General features: G+C 39.7%; 19 protein-coding genes and 2 pseudogenes. 5 read left to right on the top strand and 16 right to left on the bottom strand.

All coding sequences use genetic code 11. The features are described from left to right. Positions 1-47: 47 nt before the first annotated feature. The 7 genes from htpG to AC6H44_RS05890 form a co-directional block, all read right to left on the bottom strand. Positions 48-1,961, bottom strand: a complete 1,914-nt coding sequence (gene htpG / locus AC6H44_RS05920; protein ID WP_500737966.1) for a molecular chaperone HtpG — start codon at positions 1,959-1,961, stop codon at positions 48-50. 126 nt (positions 1,962-2,087) lie between these two features. After that, the gene (locus tag AC6H44_RS05915; protein WP_500737965.1) at positions 2,088-2,801 is read right to left on the bottom strand and encodes an RluA family pseudouridine synthase; all 714 of its coding nucleotides are present in this window, start codon (positions 2,799-2,801) and stop codon (positions 2,088-2,090) included. 107 nt (positions 2,802-2,908) lie between these two features. Further along, complete coding sequence (gene recR / locus AC6H44_RS05910; RefSeq protein WP_500737964.1) at positions 2,909-3,517, bottom strand: recombination mediator RecR; 609 nt, start codon at positions 3,515-3,517, stop codon at positions 2,909-2,911. Positions 3,518-3,523: 6 nt separating this feature from the next. After that, positions 3,524-3,850 (bottom strand): YbaB/EbfC family nucleoid-associated protein, encoded by a 327-nt coding sequence (locus AC6H44_RS05905; RefSeq protein ID WP_013465191.1) that lies wholly within the window; start codon positions 3,848-3,850, stop codon positions 3,524-3,526. A gap of 60 nt (positions 3,851-3,910) precedes the next feature. After that, positions 3,911-6,247: a DNA polymerase III subunit gamma/tau gene (dnaX, locus tag AC6H44_RS05900; protein ID WP_500737963.1), complete on the bottom strand. Its 2,337-nt coding sequence runs from the start codon at positions 6,245-6,247 to the stop codon at positions 3,911-3,913. 3 nt (positions 6,248-6,250) lie between these two features. Then, on the bottom strand, positions 6,251-6,796 hold the full coding sequence (gene apt / locus AC6H44_RS05895; RefSeq protein ID WP_500737962.1) for an adenine phosphoribosyltransferase: 546 nt from the start codon (positions 6,794-6,796) through the stop codon (positions 6,251-6,253). A gap of 161 nt (positions 6,797-6,957) precedes the next feature. Further along, entirely contained in the window at positions 6,958-7,080 is a 123-nt protein-coding gene (locus tag AC6H44_RS05890; protein WP_500737961.1) for a hypothetical protein, read from the bottom strand. A gap of 281 nt (positions 7,081-7,361) precedes the next feature. On the opposite strand from AC6H44_RS05890, the gene AC6H44_RS05885 reads away from it, so the two are divergent. Together AC6H44_RS05885 and AC6H44_RS05880 are read left to right on the top strand one after the other, a co-directional pair. Then, positions 7,362-8,342 (top strand): tRNA-dihydrouridine synthase, encoded by a 981-nt coding sequence (locus AC6H44_RS05885; protein ID WP_500737960.1) that lies wholly within the window; start codon positions 7,362-7,364, stop codon positions 8,340-8,342. Between the two features lie 54 nt (positions 8,343-8,396). Continuing rightward, on the top strand, positions 8,397-8,726 hold the full coding sequence (locus AC6H44_RS05880; protein ID WP_500737959.1) for a TraR/DksA C4-type zinc finger protein: 330 nt from the start codon (positions 8,397-8,399) through the stop codon (positions 8,724-8,726). Between the two features lie 11 nt (positions 8,727-8,737). Here the strand turns inward: AC6H44_RS05880 and AC6H44_RS05875 are convergent, their stop codons facing one another. From AC6H44_RS05875 to pyrC, 9 genes are all read right to left on the bottom strand, one after another. Further along, the gene (locus tag AC6H44_RS05875; protein ID WP_500737958.1) at positions 8,738-9,781 is read right to left on the bottom strand and encodes a hypothetical protein; all 1,044 of its coding nucleotides are present in this window, start codon (positions 9,779-9,781) and stop codon (positions 8,738-8,740) included. 61 nt (positions 9,782-9,842) lie between these two features. Beyond that, positions 9,843-11,102, bottom strand: coding sequence for a tetratricopeptide repeat protein (locus AC6H44_RS05870; protein ID WP_500737957.1), 1,260 nt, complete (start codon positions 11,100-11,102; stop codon positions 9,843-9,845). A gap of 11 nt (positions 11,103-11,113) precedes the next feature. Further along, complete coding sequence (locus AC6H44_RS05865; protein WP_500737956.1) at positions 11,114-11,728, bottom strand: energy transducer TonB; 615 nt, start codon at positions 11,726-11,728, stop codon at positions 11,114-11,116. After that, positions 11,728-12,132, bottom strand: coding sequence for an ExbD/TolR family protein (locus tag AC6H44_RS05860; protein WP_500737955.1), 405 nt, complete (start codon positions 12,130-12,132; stop codon positions 11,728-11,730). The genes AC6H44_RS05865 and AC6H44_RS05860 overlap by 1 nt, the downstream gene beginning before the upstream one ends. Positions 12,133-12,146: 14 nt before the next feature. Beyond that, positions 12,147-12,671 (bottom strand): MotA/TolQ/ExbB proton channel family protein, encoded by a 525-nt coding sequence (locus AC6H44_RS05855; protein WP_500737954.1) that lies wholly within the window; start codon positions 12,669-12,671, stop codon positions 12,147-12,149. Then, the gene (locus AC6H44_RS05850; protein WP_500737953.1) at positions 12,671-14,035 is read right to left on the bottom strand and encodes a MotA/TolQ/ExbB proton channel family protein; all 1,365 of its coding nucleotides are present in this window, start codon (positions 14,033-14,035) and stop codon (positions 12,671-12,673) included. The genes AC6H44_RS05855 and AC6H44_RS05850 overlap by 1 nt, the downstream gene beginning before the upstream one ends. A 6-nt stretch (positions 14,036-14,041) precedes the next feature. Continuing rightward, a complete protein-coding gene (locus AC6H44_RS05845) occupies positions 14,042-14,812 on the bottom strand; it encodes a DUF3450 domain-containing protein (RefSeq protein ID WP_500737952.1) in 771 nt (256 codons plus the stop codon). A gap of 751 nt (positions 14,813-15,563) precedes the next feature. Further along, entirely contained in the window at positions 15,564-15,767 is a 204-nt protein-coding gene (locus AC6H44_RS05840) for a cold-shock protein (protein ID WP_004588138.1), read from the bottom strand. 249 nt (positions 15,768-16,016) lie between these two features. Further along, on the bottom strand, positions 16,017-17,057 hold the full coding sequence (gene pyrC / locus AC6H44_RS05835) for a dihydroorotase (protein WP_500737951.1): 1,041 nt from the start codon (positions 17,055-17,057) through the stop codon (positions 16,017-16,019). A gap of 206 nt (positions 17,058-17,263) precedes the next feature. Here pyrC and AC6H44_RS05830 point away from each other — a divergent pair. The 3 genes and pseudogenes from AC6H44_RS05830 to AC6H44_RS05820 form a co-directional block, all read left to right on the top strand. Then, positions 17,264-18,697, top strand: a pseudogene (locus tag AC6H44_RS05830) (GAF domain-containing protein); the annotation flags it as partial. 63 nt (positions 18,698-18,760) lie between these two features. Continuing rightward, positions 18,761-19,894 carry an ISAs1 family transposase gene (locus AC6H44_RS05825; RefSeq protein ID WP_500737950.1) on the top strand — a complete coding sequence of 378 codons (1,134 nt, stop codon included), beginning with the start codon at positions 18,761-18,763 and terminating at the stop codon, positions 19,892-19,894. A gap of 23 nt (positions 19,895-19,917) precedes the next feature. Next, a pseudogene (locus tag AC6H44_RS05820) lies at positions 19,918-20,889 on the top strand (putative bifunctional diguanylate cyclase/phosphodiesterase); the annotation flags it as partial. Positions 20,890-21,139: the final 250 nt, after the last annotated feature.

Here is a 21,139-nt window from a genome sequence, read left to right as displayed (position 1 = left end):
AAAGGGAACAAACGTTCCCTTTTTACTCAATCATTGATTTTTTGTGCTTACTTGCGCAAATCTAGCATGAGTTTGTTTAAGCGAGTAACAAACCCTGTTGGATCTTTTAATGTACCGCGCTCTGCAAGTAATGCTTGGTCAAGTAATACATGTGACCACTGTGCAAACTTGTCTTCATCTTGCTCATCATTTAAATGCTTAACCAATTGGTGTTCTGGGTTTAGTTCAAACACAGGTTTAGCCTCTGGTACTGCTTGACCCACTGATTCCATTAGCTTTTGCATTTGTGAGCTCATATCATTGTCATCGCTCACCACACACGCTGGTGAATCGGTTAAACGATGCGTAAAGCGAACGTCTTTCACATCATCACCTAATGCGGTTTTAATACGCTCAATCAAGCCTGCCACTTCTTTTTCAGACACTTCTTGCGCTTTTTTAGTTTCTTCGTCGTCTAAATCGCCTAAATCTAAATCACCACGGGTAATTGATTGAAATTGCTTATCTGCAAATTCAGTTAAGTGGCTCATCATCCACTCATCCACACGGTCACTTAGTAGTAAAACTTCAATGCCTTTCTTGCGGAAAATTTCCAAGTGCGGAGAGTTTTTCGCAGCAATAAACGAGTCAGCAACCACGTAGTAAATTTTATCTTGGCTGTCTTTCATACGTTCAATGTATTGCTCAAGCGATACATCTTGCGTTTCTGAATCTGTGTGGGTTGACGAAAAACGCAATAACTTAGCAATACTTTCTTTGTTAGCCGCATCTTCCGCAGGCCCTTCTTTCATTACTTGGCCAAACTCGTTCCAAAATATTTGATAATCGTCAGCTTTGTTTTTCGCCATACGCTCCAGCATTTTAATAATACGTGACGTACACCCCTTACGAATAGCTTGGGTCACTTTGTTATCTTGAAGTATTTCACGCGATACGTTTAGTGGTAAATCGTTTGAGTCTAATAAACCTTTCACAAAACGCAGGTAGCTTGGCATAAACTGCTCGGCATCATCCATAATAAATACACGTTGCACGTATAGTTTTAAGCCACTTTGGCGTTCACGGTTCCATAAGTCGAACGGCGCTTTTTTAGGGATGTAAAGCAAGCTAGTGTATTCAGTTTTACCTTCAACTTTGTTATGCCCCCAGCTAAGTGGATCTTCCCAATCATGGCTAACATGCTTGTAAAATTCTTTGTATTCGTCTTCAGATATTTCAGACTTATCACGGGTCCACAAAGCAGTTGCGCGGTTAATGCTTTCCCACTCACCAGGAACAGCAGGGATTTTTTCACCGTCTTCGCCTTCAGACTCTGGCACTTCAGCTTTATACATTTGTACTGGTGTAGAAATATGATCAGAGTATTTAGTGACAATGCTACGAAGGCGCCATTCATCTGCGTACTCATTTTCCTCTTCACGTAAATGTAAAATAATATCAGTACCGCGGCCTTCTTTTTCAATTTCTTGCAGCGTGTACTCACCTTCACCTTTTGATTGCCATTCTACAGCTGTTGCCTCACCTGCTTTACGGGTACGAACAGTCACTTCATCAGCAACAATAAACGCTGAGTAAAAGCCGACACCAAACTGGCCAATAAGTTGTGAATCTTTACTTTGATCGCCCGTTAAATTTTTGAAAAACTCAGCAGTCCCCGACTTTGCAATCGTCCCTAAAGAGCTGATCACTTCGTCACGCGTCATACCAATGCCGTTATCAGAAATAGTTATTGTGTTAGCTTCTTTGTTTGCGCTAATACGTACACGTAAATCGGCATCGCCTTGATAAAGTTCGCCGTTTGATAGTGCTAAAAAGCGCAGTTTATCAGCTGCATCAGATGCGTTAGATACCAGCTCGCGTAAAAAGATTTCTTTGTTTGAATAAAGCGAGTGAATCATTAAGTTTAATAGTTGTTTTACTTCTGTTTGAAAGCCTAATGTTTCTTTTTGTGCTGCAGTCATGTATGTATCTCCAATTTGCAAAGTGTCTGCGTTATGCACTTAATATGGGGGGAGGTGTGGAAACTTCAAGAGAAAAAAGTAAAAAAACAGCCGGCAAAAAACAATAATAGTATAAAGAATATCAGTTCAAAATGGGCTCGCACAGTGAAAATGCACCGGCTTTTGAGTACTTGGGTGATGAAAATAGATATCGCTGGCATGTAATTGCAAACGCGATGCCATCTGTTCACTCTTATCGCTTTTATACAAATCGCAACCTAAAATTGGGTGCCCAATAGCATGACTATGAATACGTAACTGATGCGTTCGCCCAGAAACGGGAGTAAATTGCACAAGTGTGCGTTCAGGCTTTAATAACCTTTTAAGCACTGTGTATTTACTAATCGCTTCTTTACCTGTGGTTTTGCATATTTTAACTAAAGGAAAGCGCTCTTTGTCTTTTGCTATAGGCAAATTTATTTCACCTTCGAAAGTAGTCACATTTCCTTCTAGCATCGCTAAATAACGCTTTTGTATTGCTCGACTTTGAAATTGTTTATTTAAATGTTTAGACGCTGAGGCATTTAAGCCAACAATCATAATACCTGATGTGCCAAAATCTAGCCGGTGCGGTAATTTAGCCTCAGGAAAAGAAGCTGTTAATCCTTGTTGACCATTGACAAGCCTAAAGTGAACCGAATCCCAGTTAAGCGGGTTTTTACCCGATAAGCTCAACAAACCGCTAGGTTTATTAATCAACAAAATATCATCATCTTGATATATGATTTCTATATTTTTATGGCAAACAGGTGCGATAAAGTCATCAACAATCACATTAATACTCTGGGTTATTGCAGCCATACGTTCTCTTTACTTTTGTAACTATAATTAATTTACCAAATCCAATAAAAAAGCCCACATCACTTATGCAGGCTTTTATTGTATAAATTCAAATAGTTAAAACTGAACTATTCTTGACTGACTAATCGCCTGCCGCTAAATGCGTGCATAAGCGTCATACCATCAACTAAATCAAGCTCACCACCCACAGGGATACCGTGGGCAATACGCGATGCACCGACTTTATTTTTGTGGCAAAGCTGAGCAATGTAATGCGCCGTTGTTTCACCTTCAACCGACGGATTTGTGGCTAAAATAACTTCATTAATACCACCTTGTGTCAGTTTTTGCTCTAACACGTCAAGGCCAATTTCTTTTGGGCCAATGCCATCAATCGGTGATAAATGCCCCATTAGTACAAAGTAAAGTCCTTGGTATTGCCCTGTTTGTTCAATCGCCAACACATCCGTTGGCGATTCAACCACACACAAAATCCCACTGTCTTGACGCTTAGTACTTAAGCAAATATCGCACTGCGCTTGCTCTGTGAATGTCCGACACGATTGGCAATGACCTACAGCAGTCATCGCCTTAATGAGTGCATTACCTAGCTGAGTGCCACCTTTACGGTCGCGTTCCAATAAGTGAAAAGCAATGCGCTGTGCAGACTTTGGGCCAATACCCGGCTGACAACGCAGTGCTTCTATTAGCGATGTTAAACTATCTGAAAGTTGCATCGTTGCTTAGAATGGCATTTTCATACCAGGTGGTAATTGCATACCGCCTGTTACTTTGCCCATGCGTTCTTGCGTTTCATCGGCAACACGGCGAACGGCATCGTTGCACGCTGCGGCAAGCAAGTCTTCAATCATGTCTTTGTCGTCTTCCATTAAGCTTTCATCAAGCTCAACACGACGAACATTATGATTGCCCAGCATAGTTACTTTAACTAAACCGGCACCGGCTTCACCCACCACTTCCATGGTTGCGATTTCTTCTTGGGCTTTTTGCATGCGCTCTTGCATTTGCTGCGCTTGCTTCATCATGTTACCCATTCCACCTTTAAACATAATCGTCTCTCTTTCGTTTAATACGTTAACTAAAATATAGATAAGGGCAATGCTAGTTAATTACAATGCCTGAATACTGTTTTCGTCAATCTCGGCGCTAAATAGCTGTTTAAATTGTACTATATTTTCATCACTGGTGATCACATCAATCGCTTGCTGATGACGACTTGCATCAATTTTTTGTTGAATCAAATAGGGTGAGTCAATCACCCCGCTGGCAAAATCGATATCCAGCTCAACGTTATGCCCATAAATAACCGATAAGGCCATATTTAATTTTTGACGCAACACGGGGGTATCTAAATGTTTTTGTGATTCATCCACTTCAATATGAAAATGATTATCTTGCTTAGTAAAAATTGAATGCAATGCAAACTGGCGCATACGCCCGCCAAGCCCCATACGCTTAATTAAATAGGCCCATTCGTCTTGTTGATGGGCAAATCTAATTTCACTTATTGGGCTTTGAAAATCATCTGGCACCACAATCTCAGGGGCTTGCTCAGCAACAGGCACAGGCTTTTGTGGATTAATTTGCTCAAGTAGTTCTGGGGCTAAATTTTCAGTAATTGTTTGATGCTTGGCTTTAAAATCAACTTTATTCGCCGACTTTGTTGTTACCTGCTGTTGGCTCCCTTGAGTTGGGAGCTGAGGCTTTTTTTGCACATCATCGTTAACCTCAGTATCCCAAGGAGGCGTCTCCGGCGTTGCAGTTTGGGCAGTATTGCCAACAGGATTTACTTGGGACCTTTTAACTGTTGGCTGAGCTTCAACGGGTTTTTTAGTTGCTGCACTTGAAAGTTTACCTGCACCAGAAATATTTCTATCACGCAAAATACGTGCTATTGCAGACTGCGCGCGCGCTTCTTGCTCACCCATTGATGACGCTAAATGCTCATCATTACTCGCAGAATGTGCTAATGCGGGATTAAACCCTTGGTCAACCGCACTACTCATTACATCATCGTATTGCGCTGCAATAGTTTGCTCAACATCGCTGTGTTGCATATAGGCATCATCTTCGCTTTGACGCTGCGCTTGTTCATCGCTGATTGGTGGTTTGTCAGGCGCATGTAGCTGATTTTGTGATAAATCTGCCTCTATGTGAGTGGGGCTATTATTATCAGGCTGCGAATCTTCTGGCTCAGTGGCCTCTATTGATTGCGCATTATTTATTAATGACTGACTTTCAGTGCTATTATGTTGCGCTGGTTTATTTTTATTTAAAATATCACGTAATGCATCAGTACGCCCTGCAGCGTTTTGCTCTACAGTAGCTTGCGGGCTAGGTGTGGGCTGCGTTGTTTGCGACTCTACCGGTTGAAATGCCAACAGTCGTAGCATAATCATCTCAAACCCTAAACGCGGCTCAGGCGCCCACTGTAAATCTTTTTTGCCATTCAGTAATAACTGATAATACACTTGTATTTGCTGAGCATGGGTGTGCGCAGCAACATGTTTAATATAGTCAGCATTGTTGCTGTCAAGCGATGCCGCTTCAGGCACTAATTGGCTTAATTGAATAATGTGCGTGAGTGCAATTAAGTCATCAAGTAGGGCAATATAATTAGGATTTCTGCTCGCTACTTGGGCAACTTCAGCCATTAAGGCTGCGCCATCTTGAGCCAGTATTGCCGCCAATAGACTCTGGCTGTAATGGGTGTCCATTAAACCAAGCATAGCTTGTACCGCTTGATTGTTAATATCGCCATTGGTTTGAGCAATAGCCTGATCGGTCAGGCTCAACGCATCACGCATACTGCCATCGGCGGCTTTGGCAATAATACTAAGCGCATCATTATCAAAGTTAAGCTGCTCTTGCGTAAGCACATGCTCAAGCTGTTGCTTAATTTCAGCTTGCGATAACGCATTTAAATTAAACTGTAAGCAACGCGATAAAATAGTCACCGGTAGTTTTTGAGGATCGGTAGTGGCCAGCAGAAACTTCACATGCTCAGGCGGCTCTTCGAGCGTTTTTAATAAGGCATTAAAGCTGTGTTTTGACAACATATGTACTTCATCAATTAAGTACACTTTATAGCGTCCGCGCGTTGGCGCATACTGCACGTTATCGAGTATTTCACGGGTATCTTCAACTTTGGTACGTGAAGCCGCATCTATTTCAAGTAAATCAATGTAGCGCCCTGCTTCTATATCAACACAGCTACTACATTGACCACAGGGTGTAGCAGATACTCCTTCATCACAATTTAAGCTTTTAGCAAAAATACGGGCAATAGTCGTTTTACCTACCCCGCGGGTTCCAGTGAATAAATAAGCGTGATGCAGTCTATTTTGGGTCAGCGCATTGACCAGCGCTTGTTTAACATGAGACTGCCCAACCAATTCATGAAAGGTTTGAGGACGCCATTTTCTCGCTAGAACCTGATAACTCATCGATTATTCGCCTTCAAATTCAACCAATTTTAGGATTTTAATACCCATTTTTTTTATTCGCTCTTCACCACCAAGCTCTGGAAGTGACACAACAAATGCGGCATCAGTAGCATTTCCGCCCAATTTTGCAACGAGTTTTGCGGTTGCTTCGATTGTACCACCAGTCGCTAATAAGTCATCAACGAGTAAAACTTTATCGCCCGCTACAATTGCATCGGTATGCAGCTCTAAAATATCTTCACCATATTCGAGTTGATAATCTTGGCGAATAACTTCACGCGGTAATTTACCTGGTTTTCGAACAGGAATGAAAGGAATGCCTAAAGCATAAGATAACGGGGCACCGAAAATAAAGCCTCGAGACTCAGTGCCAATAATTTTAGTAAACCCTTGATCTTTATAAGCGTTAATAAATGCATCTATGGTCGCTTTAAACGCTTCAGGGTTTGCCATTAGGGTTGTTACATCGCGAAACATAATGCCCGCTTTAGGATAATCAGCAATGGTAGTAATGCTGCTTTTTATAATTGCTGGTGTTACTTGAGTCATAATTTTAACTGCTCAATGGTTTATGTTACAAATCCAATGATTATACCCTTAAATAAGCGTAAATTGCGAGTTTGCGGTAGTTATAAAAATAGGATTGAGAAATAACCTGGCTAGAGTGTGGGCTGATGATAAACAACAGCCCTTATGAAATTAAACTAAAATTAGCTCAGCTTAGCAATCCACCCTAAAATAGCATTTAAACACCCTATTCCAACAAACACAGCTAAAAATGCAAAAAAGTAAGCCGCACTAAACGGATCTTTAAACTCTTTATCATCTGACATGGGTACAACCTTTTATTAAGCACAACAAATAAGGCGGCTATAATAGACGATGTGAAATAATCAATAAAGGGCTTAATCTTGATTTTTTGTCACTAGAGCTAAGCCACTTCAAAATATGAGCGTTGTTGGAATTAAAAGCGATTTAGGCATGGCATTAATTGTAAGTAATAGTGATTCTATTGTTCAAATCAATAAACGAATTATGACTTCTAATAAGCATTTATCAATTAGCTATTTACAGGTAAAATAGCGCCTCTTTTTAGAAATGAATTAATCACACTATGAAACTTGTTTTAGCACCTATGGAAGGTGTTGTTGACTTTAAAATGCGCCAATTACTGACCGACATAGGCGGCTTTGATCTCTGTGTGACTGAATTTATTCGCGTTGTAGATAGCTGCCTTCCAGATAAAGTATTTCATCGTTATTGCCCTGAGCTCAAAAATGCAGGGCTAACACGCAGCGGCACGCCGGTTCGTATTCAGTTATTAGGTCAAGTAGCTGACGTACTCGCTGAAAATGCCGTAAAAGCAGTTAATTTAGGCTCTCATGGTGTTGATTTAAATTTTGGTTGCCCAGCAAAAACAGTAAATAAAAGCAAAGGCGGCGCTGTTTTACTCAAAGATCCAGAACATATGTATTCTATTATCAAAACCGTCAGGGATGAGGTTGATAGTAAACATGAAGTAAGTGCAAAAATTCGCTTGGGTTTTGATGATGATAGTAATAGCCAAGAAATTGTCGATGCCGTTGTTAGCGCAGGTGCAAGCAGCATTGCTATTCATGCGCGAACTAAACGTGATGGCTATAATCCGCCTGCTTATTGGGAAAAAATCCCCCCATTGATTAAAAATAAACACATTGATGTTGTAGCTAATGGAGAAATTTGGCAAGTAGAAGACGCACTTTTATGTCAAATACGCAGCGGCTGTACTGACTTAATGCTTGGCCGTGGCGCGCTTTCGCACCCTGATTTAGCCCGAAAAATTAAAGCGCATATTAATAATGAAACTTATAGTGAATTGACATGGGAAAATATTTTACACCATATAATTCATTCATCAATTCACCTAACAGCCAGTAAAGATACAAAATATTTTGCATCACGCACAAAACAGTGGCTTGGGTATTTAAAACGTCAATACCCACAAGCAGGACTATTATTTGACGAAATTCGACGTTTAAAAGCAAAAGACGAAGTAGCCGAGGTATTAAAGAAGTACGCAAAAGCGCCACAATTTGATGCAAATCATAACATATGACCAAATCTAAATAGATAATGGCGGTATCACTATTTACTTAAGGGTTATATGCTAATGCATCATCAGCAACGATTAAACGATGAAATAGAACGTGTTAAAGCAACTATATTAGGGTTGCTGTCACAATCGACTCACCCTACACATCAACACTTGCTTGGTGAACTAATTCATACATCAAATGAAGAGTGGCTGGATTTAGCAGCTCAGCAGTTAGGAAATGAGTACAACGCATTAATTGAACGCATGAACAAACTCGAAGCCGCAATCAGCCAAATAGATATTGGTCAATACGGTTACTGTTGTGACTGCGAAGAAAAGATATCAGAGCAGCACTTAGAACGCGACCCGGCAGCACAGCGATGCGAGCAGTGCGCTAAGTCATAGCGCACAATAATTTAATTTAACAATTGCGATGCAAAACTAAATGCTTGCCCCGGATAAAAAATAATATCTTCTACTAATATACCCGCCTCTTCTGGACTAATGTTTAAACGTTTTAGCAAATTTAAGCGCGCTTGCGACAATGTCCAGGCATGGTAGTGCACCCCAAGATCGGTTTCTATCATAGCTAGATAAAGCCGCTCATCTGCAGGTGTCAATTGTTTGTTTTGAGCACGCTGAGGTAATAGCGTATAACCCGTTGACCAATCTAAACCAAAAGCGTGTTTATCTGTTGCAAAGATTTGGGTGATCTGGGAGCTATTAGACTTATACACAGTTTTTTGCTCTGTTAGGCCCTGCATTGCTTTAAATTTACTATCAATGCGGCTAAGCCACTGCAGCGGTGAAAGTACGTCATTGGCAAAATAATTTAATTTACTTTGATACCATTGGCCACCATTGGCAAGGCCAGATAAACCAATGCTGCCTCTTGGTTTATAGTGCGTTAAATAATAATTTAACTCACTCAACGCTGCATTAAGTTCAACCGGTGTGTTAATGCTATTTATCGCTTGTTGCACGTACTTTTTTAAATAGCTATGTTCAACTTTATTTAGCTTTAAATTGCTTTGCTCAGCAGCTTTTAGCTGTGAGGTTACAAACCTCAACCACTGCGCAATATTTTTATACTGCACATTACTTTTTGTCAAAGAGAGCATTTTAGCCAATACATTCGTTTGTGCTGGCCATGCAAAATAGCGCCCAGGGAATCGCTCAGCAATAACTAAATAATTAACCTGATTGGTTTGCTCTGCCGTTAACTGCATTTGCATTAACTGTTTATAAATAGCATGACGACGCTCTAAATACGCATCTGTAAAAGGAAACTGCTCGGCACTGAGCTGCGTAACCGATGAGTTATGTTCCCCAGTTAACGCCGTATTGAGTGATATTAGTGTGGTTTGCGCCTCTTTATAAGATGAAAATAAATCAGCGGGCTTAGAGCAAGACGTTAAAAGCAAACAAAATAGCAATGTAATAATAAGCGTTTTATTCATGTTAATTCCAATAAAAAAAGCCCCAATGGGGCTTTTTAAAAATACTAGAGTACATTAATTATTAAATTTTAACACCGTTGCGAGCGGCTTTATCTTTAATATATGTAGCCCAACCTTTTGCAAACCTACGTGTGCTTGGGTCGTCCATGGCTTTAGTTATAGCAGCGTGAGCTTGCTTATACTTGCCCTGATAGTAAAACGCTTCAGCTAAATCTGAATAAATCGCGCCTTTTTTCTCAGAGCCAAGCTCTAATGCCTTGTTCAAACGAACAACAGCAGCACTAAAATTTTCAGATTGTAAAAGTAATGACCCTGCTTTGCGATACAGCTCAGCGTCGTCATCAAATTTTGCCGCTTCTTCGTAATACTTAGCCGCTTTCTCTATATCTTTCGAACGATGATAGTTACTCGCAATTGCACTCATATTTTGCTTAGTGCGTTTTACTTTTTCTTCTTTAACGGCCTTTTCAAGCGTTACCGCTGCTTTATAAGGAATTTCGTTTAAAGAATAAAAGTTAGCTAACACTTTGTATTCAACTTCGTTTTCAAAATAGCCGTTTTTGTATGCAACTTCCATGGTTGCTAAGCCTTTTTTGTAGTCTTCGGTTTGTAAATAATACTTACCTAAGCCTACCCAAGACTTTTTATCATCAGGCCATACACGGACCATTTCTTCAGCGACTTCAACCATATTTTGGTATTGCTTTTTCTCAAAATAGGCGGCTAGTTTAAGTTGGTATGGCGCTTTATTCGGCTCTTCTGCTAACTTTATTGCTTTATTTGCCGGCTCAAGAACCTGATCAAATTGCTTAAGCTCATAACTTGCTTGCGCAATACGAGTGTAAACTTTTGGATCCTCTTCACCTGTAAAGTCCATCCAATCAGAATATGCTTGCTTTGCAGCACTGTATTGCTCTGTGCCCGCATACATATCACCCAAGGTTTTTAAGCCTTGAGCCTGATCGGCAAAGTTTAATACATCTGGCGCAATCGCTGCTTTCATATACTTAATAGCCACTTTGTATTGCTCTTTTTGAGCATACATGCTGCCTAAGTAACGATTAACAGTCGCTTTATCAAAATCATCAGACGGTTCTAATTCTTTCAACAACGCAATTGCACCATCAATGTCATCTTCGTTATACAAATCAAATGCTTTGATAACTTTTTTACCCGTGCGCTCACCCATGATTTTAGTTTTTGCTTTCTTACGCTCTTCAATTTTTGCGTAATCTGGCGCCGCTAAAACAGGTGCAGTAAAAGCTACACCCGACACAGACATAAGAATTGCAAGTGCAGTTACTTTAGAAAAATTTCTCATTACTCGCCTCCTTAGTTGCCTTGGTTAAGTTTAAAGTCTAATTGAACTTGTAAACCAACTTGCTTTTGTGGTTTTCCGTCAATGATTTTAGGACGGTATTTCCATTTGCGCAATGCACGTTTTGCTTCACGGTCAAAGACACGTTTTGGATCAGCGTCGATAACATCAACGTCAATCACGCCACCTAACTCATCAATTGTAAATGAAAGTTGAACCCAACCTTCTTTACCATCACGCGCTGCTTGCGTTGGGTACTTTGGTTCTATACGAACGATAGGTGTCGCATCACCATCTCGTCCAAATGCACCTGGACCACTTAGACCACCTGCCGTGCTTCCCACATCAATACTTGGCATGTTAAAAGACATGCTTGTATTTGGGTTGCTGTTTTCCGGCTGTGGCGGCTGCGGTTTAGGCGGCTGCTTTGGCGGTGGTGGAGGTGGAGGCGGTACACGCTTCCTCTCCTGCACCTTAGATTCAGGCGGATTCGTCATAATTTCGACTATGATCTGCTCTTTTTGTTCCGTATTACGGTCAGCCCCACCAGAGATGAGGTATGCCATGAAGTAGAACAAGCCGAAAGTAACTGCCCCACCTGCAATCAGTGAAAACAGAAAACGAATCATTACTGATCTCCAGCTATTGAAATTCTCAGGTTATCACCTGTCGCTTTGATCTGGTCCATCACTTTAACCACTGTGCCGTGTTTTGCTTCTTTATCTGCTTGCAAAATCACAACATCAGTAGGTTGCTCTGCTAATAAACTTTCAATTTTTGCTGAAACACGTTCAACATCAATTTGCTGTTTATCAATCCAGATTGCACCGTCGCTACGAATGGCAATAAAAATGTTAGCATTTTTTTGCTTTGTAGCTTGGGCCGCTTTTGGTTTATTGACCTCGATACCCGCCTCTTTAACGAACGATGTAGTTACGATAAAGAAAATAAGCATGATAAATACGATGTCAAGCATTGGCGTCATATCGACCACTGCTTCTTCTTCTTCACGAAAACGTTGTTTACGTGCCATATTTAATTCTCTCTCTAGTGATGAGGCATGCTATCTACAAGTTTGGCTTTCACCATTCTCGCTCTTGCCTCAAGGCGTGAGCTAAAGAATACCCCAGATAGTGCCGCAACCATTCCAGCCATTGTTGGGATTGTTGCCATTGATATGCCTGATGCCATTAAACGTGCATTACCTGTACCTTGGGTTGCCATGGTTTCAAAAACCGAGATCATACCCGTTACTGTACCAAGTAAGCCTATTAAAGGACATACAGCTACTAATGTTTTAATCAACAACATACGCTGATCTAATTTTTCAGACGCTTCAGAAATCCATGCTTCACGGATTCTGTGTGCGTACCAAGACGTAGTGTCTTGGCGGGCATCCCACTTGGCTACAATTTCCTTTGTTAAACGAGGAAACTCAGCAAGTAGGAACCAATAGCGCTCAATCATTAAAACCCACATAAGAAAGAGTGCTATCGCGACCACGTATAAAACCTGACCGCCTGTGCCAACAAAATCCCTGATAGATTCCCATATCTCCATCAGGACTAACATTAGGCTTTCTCCTTCTCCGCGTGAGTCGCGATGATACCCGCGCTTTGCTCATCAAGGATATGTAATACCGACTTACTACGACCTGCAACAACAGAGTGAAGTAGGATAAGTGGTAGTGCTGCAATTAGACCTAGTGCTGTTGTTACAAGTGCCAAAGAGATATTACCAGCCATGATCTTCGGATCGCCCGTACCGAACAATGTGATTGTTTGGAACGTTAAGATCATACCGATTACCGTACCTAGTAGACCCAGTAATGGGGCGATAGCAGCAAGGATCTTGATGATGTTAATACCCGCTTCGATGCGTGGCGTTTCACGTAGAATCGCTTCATCAAGCTTAAGCTCAAGGTTTTCAACATCTTGACTCTTGTTGTCAGAGTACACTTTAAGAATACGACCCAGTGGGTTGTTTGTATTCGGTGTAGACAGATTCTTAAGCTGGGCTTTAATTTTAGAAGTAGTAAGCGCTAAGTCAATGAAACGCACTAAGAAAATTAGTAGACCTACAGCAAGTAGTACTGTGATGATATAACCAACTTCAGCACCTTGCTCGTAGTATTCCATTAGCGACTTTTTCTGTGTGTTGATACGTAAAATAGCACCACGAGTAGGATCCACATACACACCAGCGTAGTTATCAGCCGAAGTACCCGCTAAATCAGAAATACCTTCTAAGATATAGCTGTCCGGTTGCTTACCTAGCGGTTGAATAGATTTAGTTTCAGGCGAATAGATTAAGTAGCCATCGTCTGTCACTAAGTTAAAGTTACCGATACGGGTTACTTGTTTCATTGACGAGTTACCGTCAAGACCAGCCACTTCAGCTTCAAACGTTGAAACTTTAGCTGACTCAGTCATTTCTGTTTGAAGTGCAATCCAAAGTTCTTCTAACTCACGAACAGTTGGAAGTTCTTTAGCCGCAGCTAATGAACGAAGTACTTCAGCACGACCTGGTTTTTCAGCACTCACTAAAGAGGCTTCAATTGAACCAATCGCGTCAGCGGCTGCACGACGTACAACACCGAACATTTCACCTAACGTACCTTGCGCGTTTTGAAGCGCTTGCTCTTTTTCCGCTAAAGTATTTTCGTTTTGTGCATATTCTTTACCAAGACGATCGCCACGTGCTTTTTCAGCAGCCAATTGGCTTTTCGCTTTATTAAGTAACGCTTGTTTGTCAGCTCTATCTGATAAGAACTCTTGCTCACGTTGCTTATTGATTTTTCCTTCAGAAATACGCTCTTGCTTTACTTGCTCAAGAATTTTGTCTAAAGCATCAGTATTTGCATGTGCATTAAGCGCGGTACCGGCAGAAACAGACAGTACTGCTGCAATAGCAAAACCTTTAAATAGTTTCTTCATTATTGATTACTCCGCGCCAAAAATTGGTAGTTTAACAAGTTCTAGTGTCGCTTGCTTACGTGCCATACGGATCACTTCTTTAACAGGTTTTAGGTATTCTTCACCTAATTCTTTCCACTGTTTAGTATTGTTATCCCACACCCAAGCGTGTTTTAGATCGAATGATTGCGCTACGTAAGTGATACGACCTAAACGGCCAATATCAACGTTGATGCTACGACCATCTACATCTAGAGTACCTTGAGAGGCAGTTACAGCTGAGCTGTATGCTGTTTCAACAGTGTACGATTCAAGTACCTGACGGAACTTCTCAGACGTTGTTACAGACGAAGATGCCATTAGTTCACGTAATTTTTCAACGCGACCAAGACGGTTCTCTAAGTTAAATGGAACGTCCGCTTTGATGAATTGCTCAAGCGTATCGATCATGCGATACATCAAAGGCACAACGTTTTGTTTAGTGTTATCGATTGTCGCGATTTGACGATCGAACGATGCAATAGACGCGTTTTGGTCTGCAACCAAGCGTGCTACGTGATCGTTATACACTTTCATAAGTTCAGTCTCATCAACGATGCTACGGTACTCAGCAATTAGCTCTTGAGTTTGACCATATACATTGTCGATTTTAGTTTGAGACTTAACTGCAGCCTTTTGAATTGTTTGACCTGCTTTTTGCACGTCATTCAAAGGATCTGCAATCACATTGCTGCTTGCAAATGCAAAAGCGCCAACCAACGCAGTTGCTACAAGACTCTTTCTGATTTTAACAGACATAGTTCCCAACCAATTAAGTAATGTTACTTTTATAATTTAATTATCAACCCGCAAAGGGATGACAACCCTGATATCTTTTAATAGATATCAACTTACCAATAATGCTAAATGCGTTAAGTCATGTCAACTTCATGTTTCACATAACCTATAAATAAATTAGCTTGTAACTAGGTTATTTAGGGTAAAAACACATAAAAATTAACATATTTATAACGAACACGATAAATACTATTTCTGCAAACCCACATATAGTAAGAAAGCAGACTAAATACCCTATTAAAATAAACAAAAATATAACATTTGGAAATAACGTAATCGTTACTTAAAATAAATTAAAAATAAGCTATTTTTTTGTGCTAAAGAATCAAATTAAATAGTTTTCAAGACTTTTTAAGCTGAAAATACGGCTAACTATTCCTGTTCGCTCATTTTTTCTATAAGCATAATGGCGTGGCTAATGAATAAAAAGCAATACAAAGGAAGGGTATGAAAACATAAACAATACTTTTATTAACACCTGTATTTATAACTCTATTACTTGTAAATATTTAACACTTTAATACTAATGATGTTAGCTATTATTAATTCGAAATGGTGAGTCTATATTCAAGCTTAGTGATGAAATAATGTTTAGTGAAAAATATACAGGGAATTTTGAAAAACACAGATAAGGGAATGTTTACTATTAATTTTAAATTATGGTGAAACAGATGAATGTTTCACCACGATGAACTCAGGTTCACATAATAAATTATGCTACTTCTACGTTCTCAGCTTCTGGGCCTTTTTGACCTTGCTTGATGCTGAAAGTCACTGCTTGACCTTCGCTAAGAGTGCGAAAACCAGAACCAGTGATTGCGCTGAAGTGTACAAACACGTCAGGACCATTTTCTTGTTCAATGAAACCAAAGCCTTTAGCTTCGTTGAAAAATTTTACTTTACCAGTAACCGACATACTAAATTTTCCTGTAAGTCAATAATTAAAATTTAACCATATTATTATGGCAATATCCTCCCTGAGTCAATGCCCAAAAAACTGGAGGTGATAGTACAGGAAGAAGTAATAACCAAACCGGAAACCTTAAACACAGCACAATACCGTAATTCAATACGCAAAAACTCAAAGCAAAATAAGATTAACACAATAATATTATTTTGGCTCTATTAAATGCGATTTATTTTTGAAGATTCATCAATTTATTAACTATTTAACTTGCCAGTCAATAACACTGTCTGCTTTTATTGGCACAACATTAGAATCACCTAGCGAGTAGCTTGCTGGCACAGTCCACGGTGCTTTTACTAAGGTGATCGTGTCACTATTACGTGCCAAGCCATAAAAATCTGGACCAAAATGACTTGCAAACCCTTCTAATTTATCAAGGGCCCCCGCTTCTTCAAACGCTTCTGCATATAATTCAATAGCGGCATGTGCAGTGTATGCCCCAGCACACCCACACGCCGCTTCTTTTTTATCTTTATAGTGTGGTGCGGAGTCAGTGCCTAAAAAAAACTTTTTATTACCACTCGTTGCTGCCGCCATTAATGCTTGCTGGTGAGTATTGCGCTTTAGTATAGGTAAGCAATAATAATGCGGGCGAATGCCACCCGCTAACATATGATTACGGTTATACAGTAAATGATGTGCAGTGATGGTAGCCGCTACGTTATCTGAAGATTTTTCAACAAACTCTACCGCATCTTTGGTAGTTATGTGCTCAAGGACAATTTTTAGCTCAGGAAAGTCAGCAACCACCTCGCCTAAAATAGTGTCTAAGAACACTTTTTCGCGATCAAATATATCAATAGATGAGTCGGTTACTTCACCATGCACTAATAACAGCATACCAACCTCTTGCATTGCTTTTAATACCGGGTATATGTTCTTTACTGAAGTAACCCCAGAATCAGAGTTAGTCGTTGCCCCCGCTGGATACAATTTTGCCGCAAAAATTTTACCCGTTGCTTTTGCTTTTTTGATTTCTTCTGGTGTCGTTTTATCCGTAAGATAAAGTACCATTAACGGTTCAAACTGACCTTGCGGTTTAGCCGCCATAATGCGCGCACGGTAAGCTAATGCAGTTTCCGTACATGTCGCTGGCGGAACTAAATTTGGCATAATGATTGCGCGCCCCATGTAACGGCTGATATCACGTACCGTGTCTTTTAATTGATCCCCATCACGTAAATGCACATGCCAATCATCTGGTCGGGTAATTGTAAGCGTTGTAATTTTGCTGGTCATCGTAAGTTCCTAATACTCAAGTTAACTGATCATAGGCATATGCCCTTTTTGAGTAAAGTGCTTATTATAAATAATCTTTGCAAATTATTTATAAAGTAAACTTTACAGTGTGTGATAATCATTTAGCATTTTATTTTGTAGAAACGTTAATATTAGGTTAACGTATGTACCTTTAATAAATAATATAAAGTCGTTCTTAACTGCCTATGTCGAACAATATCGATACCACTAAAGCGCTTGAAACCAAAACGGATCAATTGAGTATAATTAATCAGTTCTCATCAAGTTTATTGCAACTGAATACGTTGGAAGCGCTCTTTAGTTATGTCACCACACAGGTCGTAAATAGACTGGGATTTGTCGACTGCGTTATTTATTTAGCCGATGACAGCCAATCTGTGTTAAATCAAGTGGCTTCTATGGGCATTAAAAACGGACACACTTGTTATCAGTCTGAACGCAAAATCATCCGTTTTAGTGAAGGAATAACAGGCTACGCTGCTTCTACCGGGAAAGCTTTAATCATTGGCGATGTAACCAAAGATACGCGTTACATTGCCGACGAACGTCCTGCGCAATCAGAAATATGTGTTCCGCTTATATATAAAGACCGCGTGCTAGGCGTTATCGACTGTGAGCACCCTGTTAAAAATTACTTCACTAGTTCACATTTAGAAATATTAACCACCGTTGCTCATTTACTCAGTGCTAAAATAAACCAAGTAAACACACTCAACAATTTACAAAACACAGTAAAGCAACTTAATAACGCACAAAAATTAGAAAGCAGCCTGCTGCAAATAGCCAACTTAACCTATAAAGCGCAAAATATTGATACTTTTTTTCAATCGCTGCACGTTATTATTGATAGTTTACTTACTGCTAGTAACTTTTTTATTGCCCTGTATGACAGCAAAGTAGACGTGTTAGATTTTATGTACACTGTTGAAGGCGGTGTGCAAACAAATACCCATAAAATCATCTCTAAAGATCAGTTAAAAGAGACAGCCTCATATTACCTATTAGTTAATGAACGCCCGCTATTGCTTAATAAAGAACAATACCTTGAGCATATTAATCAAGGCCACTTTAAATTGGTAGGCAAACAAGCAGAGTCTTGGCTTGGTATTCCTTTTAAAGTAAATGAACGCATGAGCGGTATTATTGTAGTCCAAAGCTATGATGAAAAATTACATTATAATCAACATGACAGTACAGTATTAACTTACATTAGCCGCCAAATAAGTATGGTTATAGACCGACATTTAGCGCGAGAAGAGCTTGAGCATAAAGCCCTTCACGATGAGCTTACAGGACTTGCAAATCGCTCGTTACTGATTGAACGCATGAAACACGCCATTATGCGCCTTAATCGAACAGAGCCGGGGAGTTTTCACGCATTACTTTATTTAGATTTTGATCGTTTTAAAAGTGTTAATGATTCGTTAGGCCACGAAGTGGGCGATCATTTTCTAATAACTATCTGTAAACTTATTACCCAAACCGTACGCAATACTGATACCTTTTGCCGCTTGGGAGGGGATGAATTTGCTATTTTTATGGAAAATATCACACACCGCAATCAAGTCAACGTTGCCCTTACCCGCATTCAGGGCAAACGGGTGAAAAACATACAAGTACTTTTTGATCATTTGACCGATCCTAATGATCGTGGTTTATAATAGTCTTTGCCTGTACGAAACATGAAAGAAACGACTATCAGCCAAGCTTTTAATCAACTAACCGATCCAAGAAACTCTGCCAGTATCCGCCATCCACTTATCAATATTCTGAGTATCACTATTTGCGCGATTATCAGCGGTTGCAATAATTTTAACGAGATAGAAGAATACGGAAAGTCAAAAGTAAAGTGGTTACGGAAATTTTTAGACCTGAAAAATGGTATTCCTAGTCATGACACTTTTAATGACGTACTCAATCGCCTCAACCCAACTGAATTTAACAGCGCATTTACCAAATGGGTCACTGAAATAAGTAAGAATAAAGAAGGAGTGATTGCTCTGGATGGTAAAGTAATGCGCCGTACATTAGATAAAGCCTCAGGTATGCCCGCAACTCATTTAGTCAGTGCATGGTCTGTTGAGAATAATTTTTGTTTAGGACAAGTTAAGGTTGCTGATAAATCGAATGAAATAACCGCTATCCCCATTTTGCTTGAGCTCCTTGACATAAAAGGAGCGACAATTACAACAGATGCCATGGGATGCCAGTATAAAATCGGTGAGCAAATAATCTCTAACGAGGGTAACTATGTGCTTGGACTTAAGGGGAATCAAGGGGAGATTTATGATGACGTTAAACTACATTTAGATACCCAGCTCAACACGCAATTTAAAAATATCCCACACAGCGTGCATCGTTCACTAAATGGTGATCACGGGCGAATAGAAAATAGAGAGGTTTGGTTAACGACAGAAGTAGATTGGCTGGTAGCACGACATCCACGATGGAAAAGCTTAAAAAGTATTGCCGTAATATGTTCAACACGAGAGGTAAATGGTGTAAGTTCGAATGAGCAGCGGTATTACCTTAGTAGCCATAAAGATAAAGATGCTGCATTTATTGCTGATGCTATCCGTAGTCATTGGCATGTGGAGAATAAATTACATTGGCAACTCGACGTTAGCTTTAATGAAGACCAAAACCGTTTACGCAGTGGGTATGCAGCTCAAAACATCGCGTTAATTAATAAAATAGCACTTAATCTATTGAAGAACGAAAAAAGTGCAAAGGTTGGAGTGAAAAGCAAGCGGTTGAAAGCGGGTTGGGATAATGTTTATATGATGAAAGTGCTAACCGTTGGGCTAACTGTATAAAATCAACCCGTTTGCCCTGTACCCGCATTAAAAGTGCGCTGTCTGAACCGGTTAATGTTGATGGCCATTTGCTGCAACCTTCCACCAGCATAGGTGTTGCATTTAGTGACAATACAAGCGATAAAGCATTTACATTATTACAGCAAGCCGATGCTGCTATGTATGAAGCAAAATCATCAGGGCGAGGGCAAGTTAAATTTTTCAACAATGAAATGCGCAATAAATTAAAAATCCATGCCGAGCTTGAAAACGATTTACAACACGGTATTGAACATAATGAATTTGAACTTTATTTCCAGCCTATCTTTACCATTAACGGCGGTGAAATTATAGGTTTTGAAGCGCTCGTTCGTTGGCACCACCCCAAAAAAGGATTTGTATCACCTGGGGATTTTATTCCAATCGCTGAAAAAACGGGGCAAATTATTAATTTAGATTTGCATTTACTTGATCTCGCAGCGCAGCATATTGCTTTGTGGCAACAACAAGGTCACCGCTTTTTACGTGTCACTGTCAACGTATCGTCGCGCCACTTTGCTAGTTTAGAGTTTGTGGATCAACTACATACAATTTATGAAAAACATCAATTGCCCTTAGGATCATTGTGCTTAGAAATCACCGAGTCAGGCTTGATTGAAAATTTAGAGTTAGCAACTCAAATCATACAGGGGTTATCGCCTTTAAAAGTGCTGCTTTGTTTAGATGATTTTGGAACTGGTTACTCTGCACTTGGTTACTTACATCAGCTACCTATTCATATACTTAAAATTGATAAAAGTTTCATCGATAATTTAAAAAATACTGCCAACCCACTTATTGATGCTATTTTAACCTTAGCAATTTCTTTGGACCTTATGGTAATTGCTGAAGGAATAGAAAGTGCTGAACAACTAGAGATTTTACAAAAAACCCAATGTGGTTATGGCCAAGGTTTTTTAAAGTCTAAACCTGTTACAGCAGAAAAAGCGATTTCACTGATCAACAACCCTTTGTAAATTAGTCTGAGTATCAATAATAAATAACCATAATAATCAATTCATCGGACCATATAACAACAAACATTTACACATCATACTTGTCATATGCTTAAAAAAGCACGTGCTTTTACCTTACAAGAATTAACATTCATCCATAATTTAGTAACCTTGCTCGACGTACATCACCCTATTTTTTTGAATTTCTTATCTTTTTGTTACAACTAAAATTTAACATGAGATAAATTCAACAATAAGTAAGAATAAAGCA

The organism is Pseudoalteromonas sp. TAP-3C (assembly GCF_059888565.1).
Note: the sequence above shows the minus strand (reverse complement) of the source record. Positions and strands in the feature narration are given on the sequence as shown.

What these genes read in the sequence shown, in the direction of transcription:
- AC6H44_RS05850 (WP_500737953.1), bottom strand. Translation starts at nt 14,035, where the DNA reads ATGAAGAAACTATTTAAAGGTTTTGCTATTGCAGCAGTACTGTCTGTT.
- AC6H44_RS05885 (WP_500737960.1), top strand. Translation starts at nt 7,362, where the DNA reads ATGAAACTTGTTTTAGCACCTATGGAAGGTGTTGTTGACTTTAAAATG.
- apt (WP_500737962.1), bottom strand. Translation starts at nt 6,796, where the DNA reads ATGACTCAAGTAACACCAGCAATTATAAAAAGCAGCATTACTACCATT.
- dnaX (WP_500737963.1), bottom strand. Translation starts at nt 6,247, where the DNA reads ATGAGTTATCAGGTTCTAGCGAGAAAATGGCGTCCTCAAACCTTTCAT.
- AC6H44_RS05890 (WP_500737961.1), bottom strand. Translation starts at nt 7,080, where the DNA reads ATGTCAGATGATAAAGAGTTTAAAGATCCGTTTAGTGCGGCTTACTTT.
- recR (WP_500737964.1), bottom strand. Translation starts at nt 3,517, where the DNA reads ATGCAACTTTCAGATAGTTTAACATCGCTAATAGAAGCACTGCGTTGT.
- AC6H44_RS05845 (WP_500737952.1), bottom strand. Translation starts at nt 14,812, where the DNA reads ATGTCTGTTAAAATCAGAAAGAGTCTTGTAGCAACTGCGTTGGTTGGC.
- AC6H44_RS05905 (WP_013465191.1), bottom strand. Translation starts at nt 3,850, where the DNA reads ATGTTTAAAGGTGGAATGGGTAACATGATGAAGCAAGCGCAGCAAATG.
- pyrC (WP_500737951.1), bottom strand. Translation starts at nt 17,057, where the DNA reads ATGACCAGCAAAATTACAACGCTTACAATTACCCGACCAGATGATTGG.
- AC6H44_RS05860 (WP_500737955.1), bottom strand. Translation starts at nt 12,132, where the DNA reads ATGGCACGTAAACAACGTTTTCGTGAAGAAGAAGAAGCAGTGGTCGAT.
- AC6H44_RS05875 (WP_500737958.1), bottom strand. Translation starts at nt 9,781, where the DNA reads ATGAATAAAACGCTTATTATTACATTGCTATTTTGTTTGCTTTTAACG.
- AC6H44_RS05855 (WP_500737954.1), bottom strand. Translation starts at nt 12,671, where the DNA reads ATGTTAGTCCTGATGGAGATATGGGAATCTATCAGGGATTTTGTTGGC.
- AC6H44_RS05825 (WP_500737950.1), top strand. Translation starts at nt 18,761, where the DNA reads ATGAAAGAAACGACTATCAGCCAAGCTTTTAATCAACTAACCGATCCA.
- AC6H44_RS05840 (WP_004588138.1), bottom strand. Translation starts at nt 15,767, where the DNA reads ATGTCGGTTACTGGTAAAGTAAAATTTTTCAACGAAGCTAAAGGCTTT.
- AC6H44_RS05880 (WP_500737959.1), top strand. Translation starts at nt 8,397, where the DNA reads ATGCATCATCAGCAACGATTAAACGATGAAATAGAACGTGTTAAAGCA.
- AC6H44_RS05915 (WP_500737965.1), bottom strand. Translation starts at nt 2,801, where the DNA reads ATGGCTGCAATAACCCAGAGTATTAATGTGATTGTTGATGACTTTATC.
- AC6H44_RS05870 (WP_500737957.1), bottom strand. Translation starts at nt 11,102, where the DNA reads ATGAGAAATTTTTCTAAAGTAACTGCACTTGCAATTCTTATGTCTGTG.
- htpG (WP_500737966.1), bottom strand. Translation starts at nt 1,961, where the DNA reads ATGACTGCAGCACAAAAAGAAACATTAGGCTTTCAAACAGAAGTAAAA.
- AC6H44_RS05865 (WP_500737956.1), bottom strand. Translation starts at nt 11,728, where the DNA reads ATGATTCGTTTTCTGTTTTCACTGATTGCAGGTGGGGCAGTTACTTTC.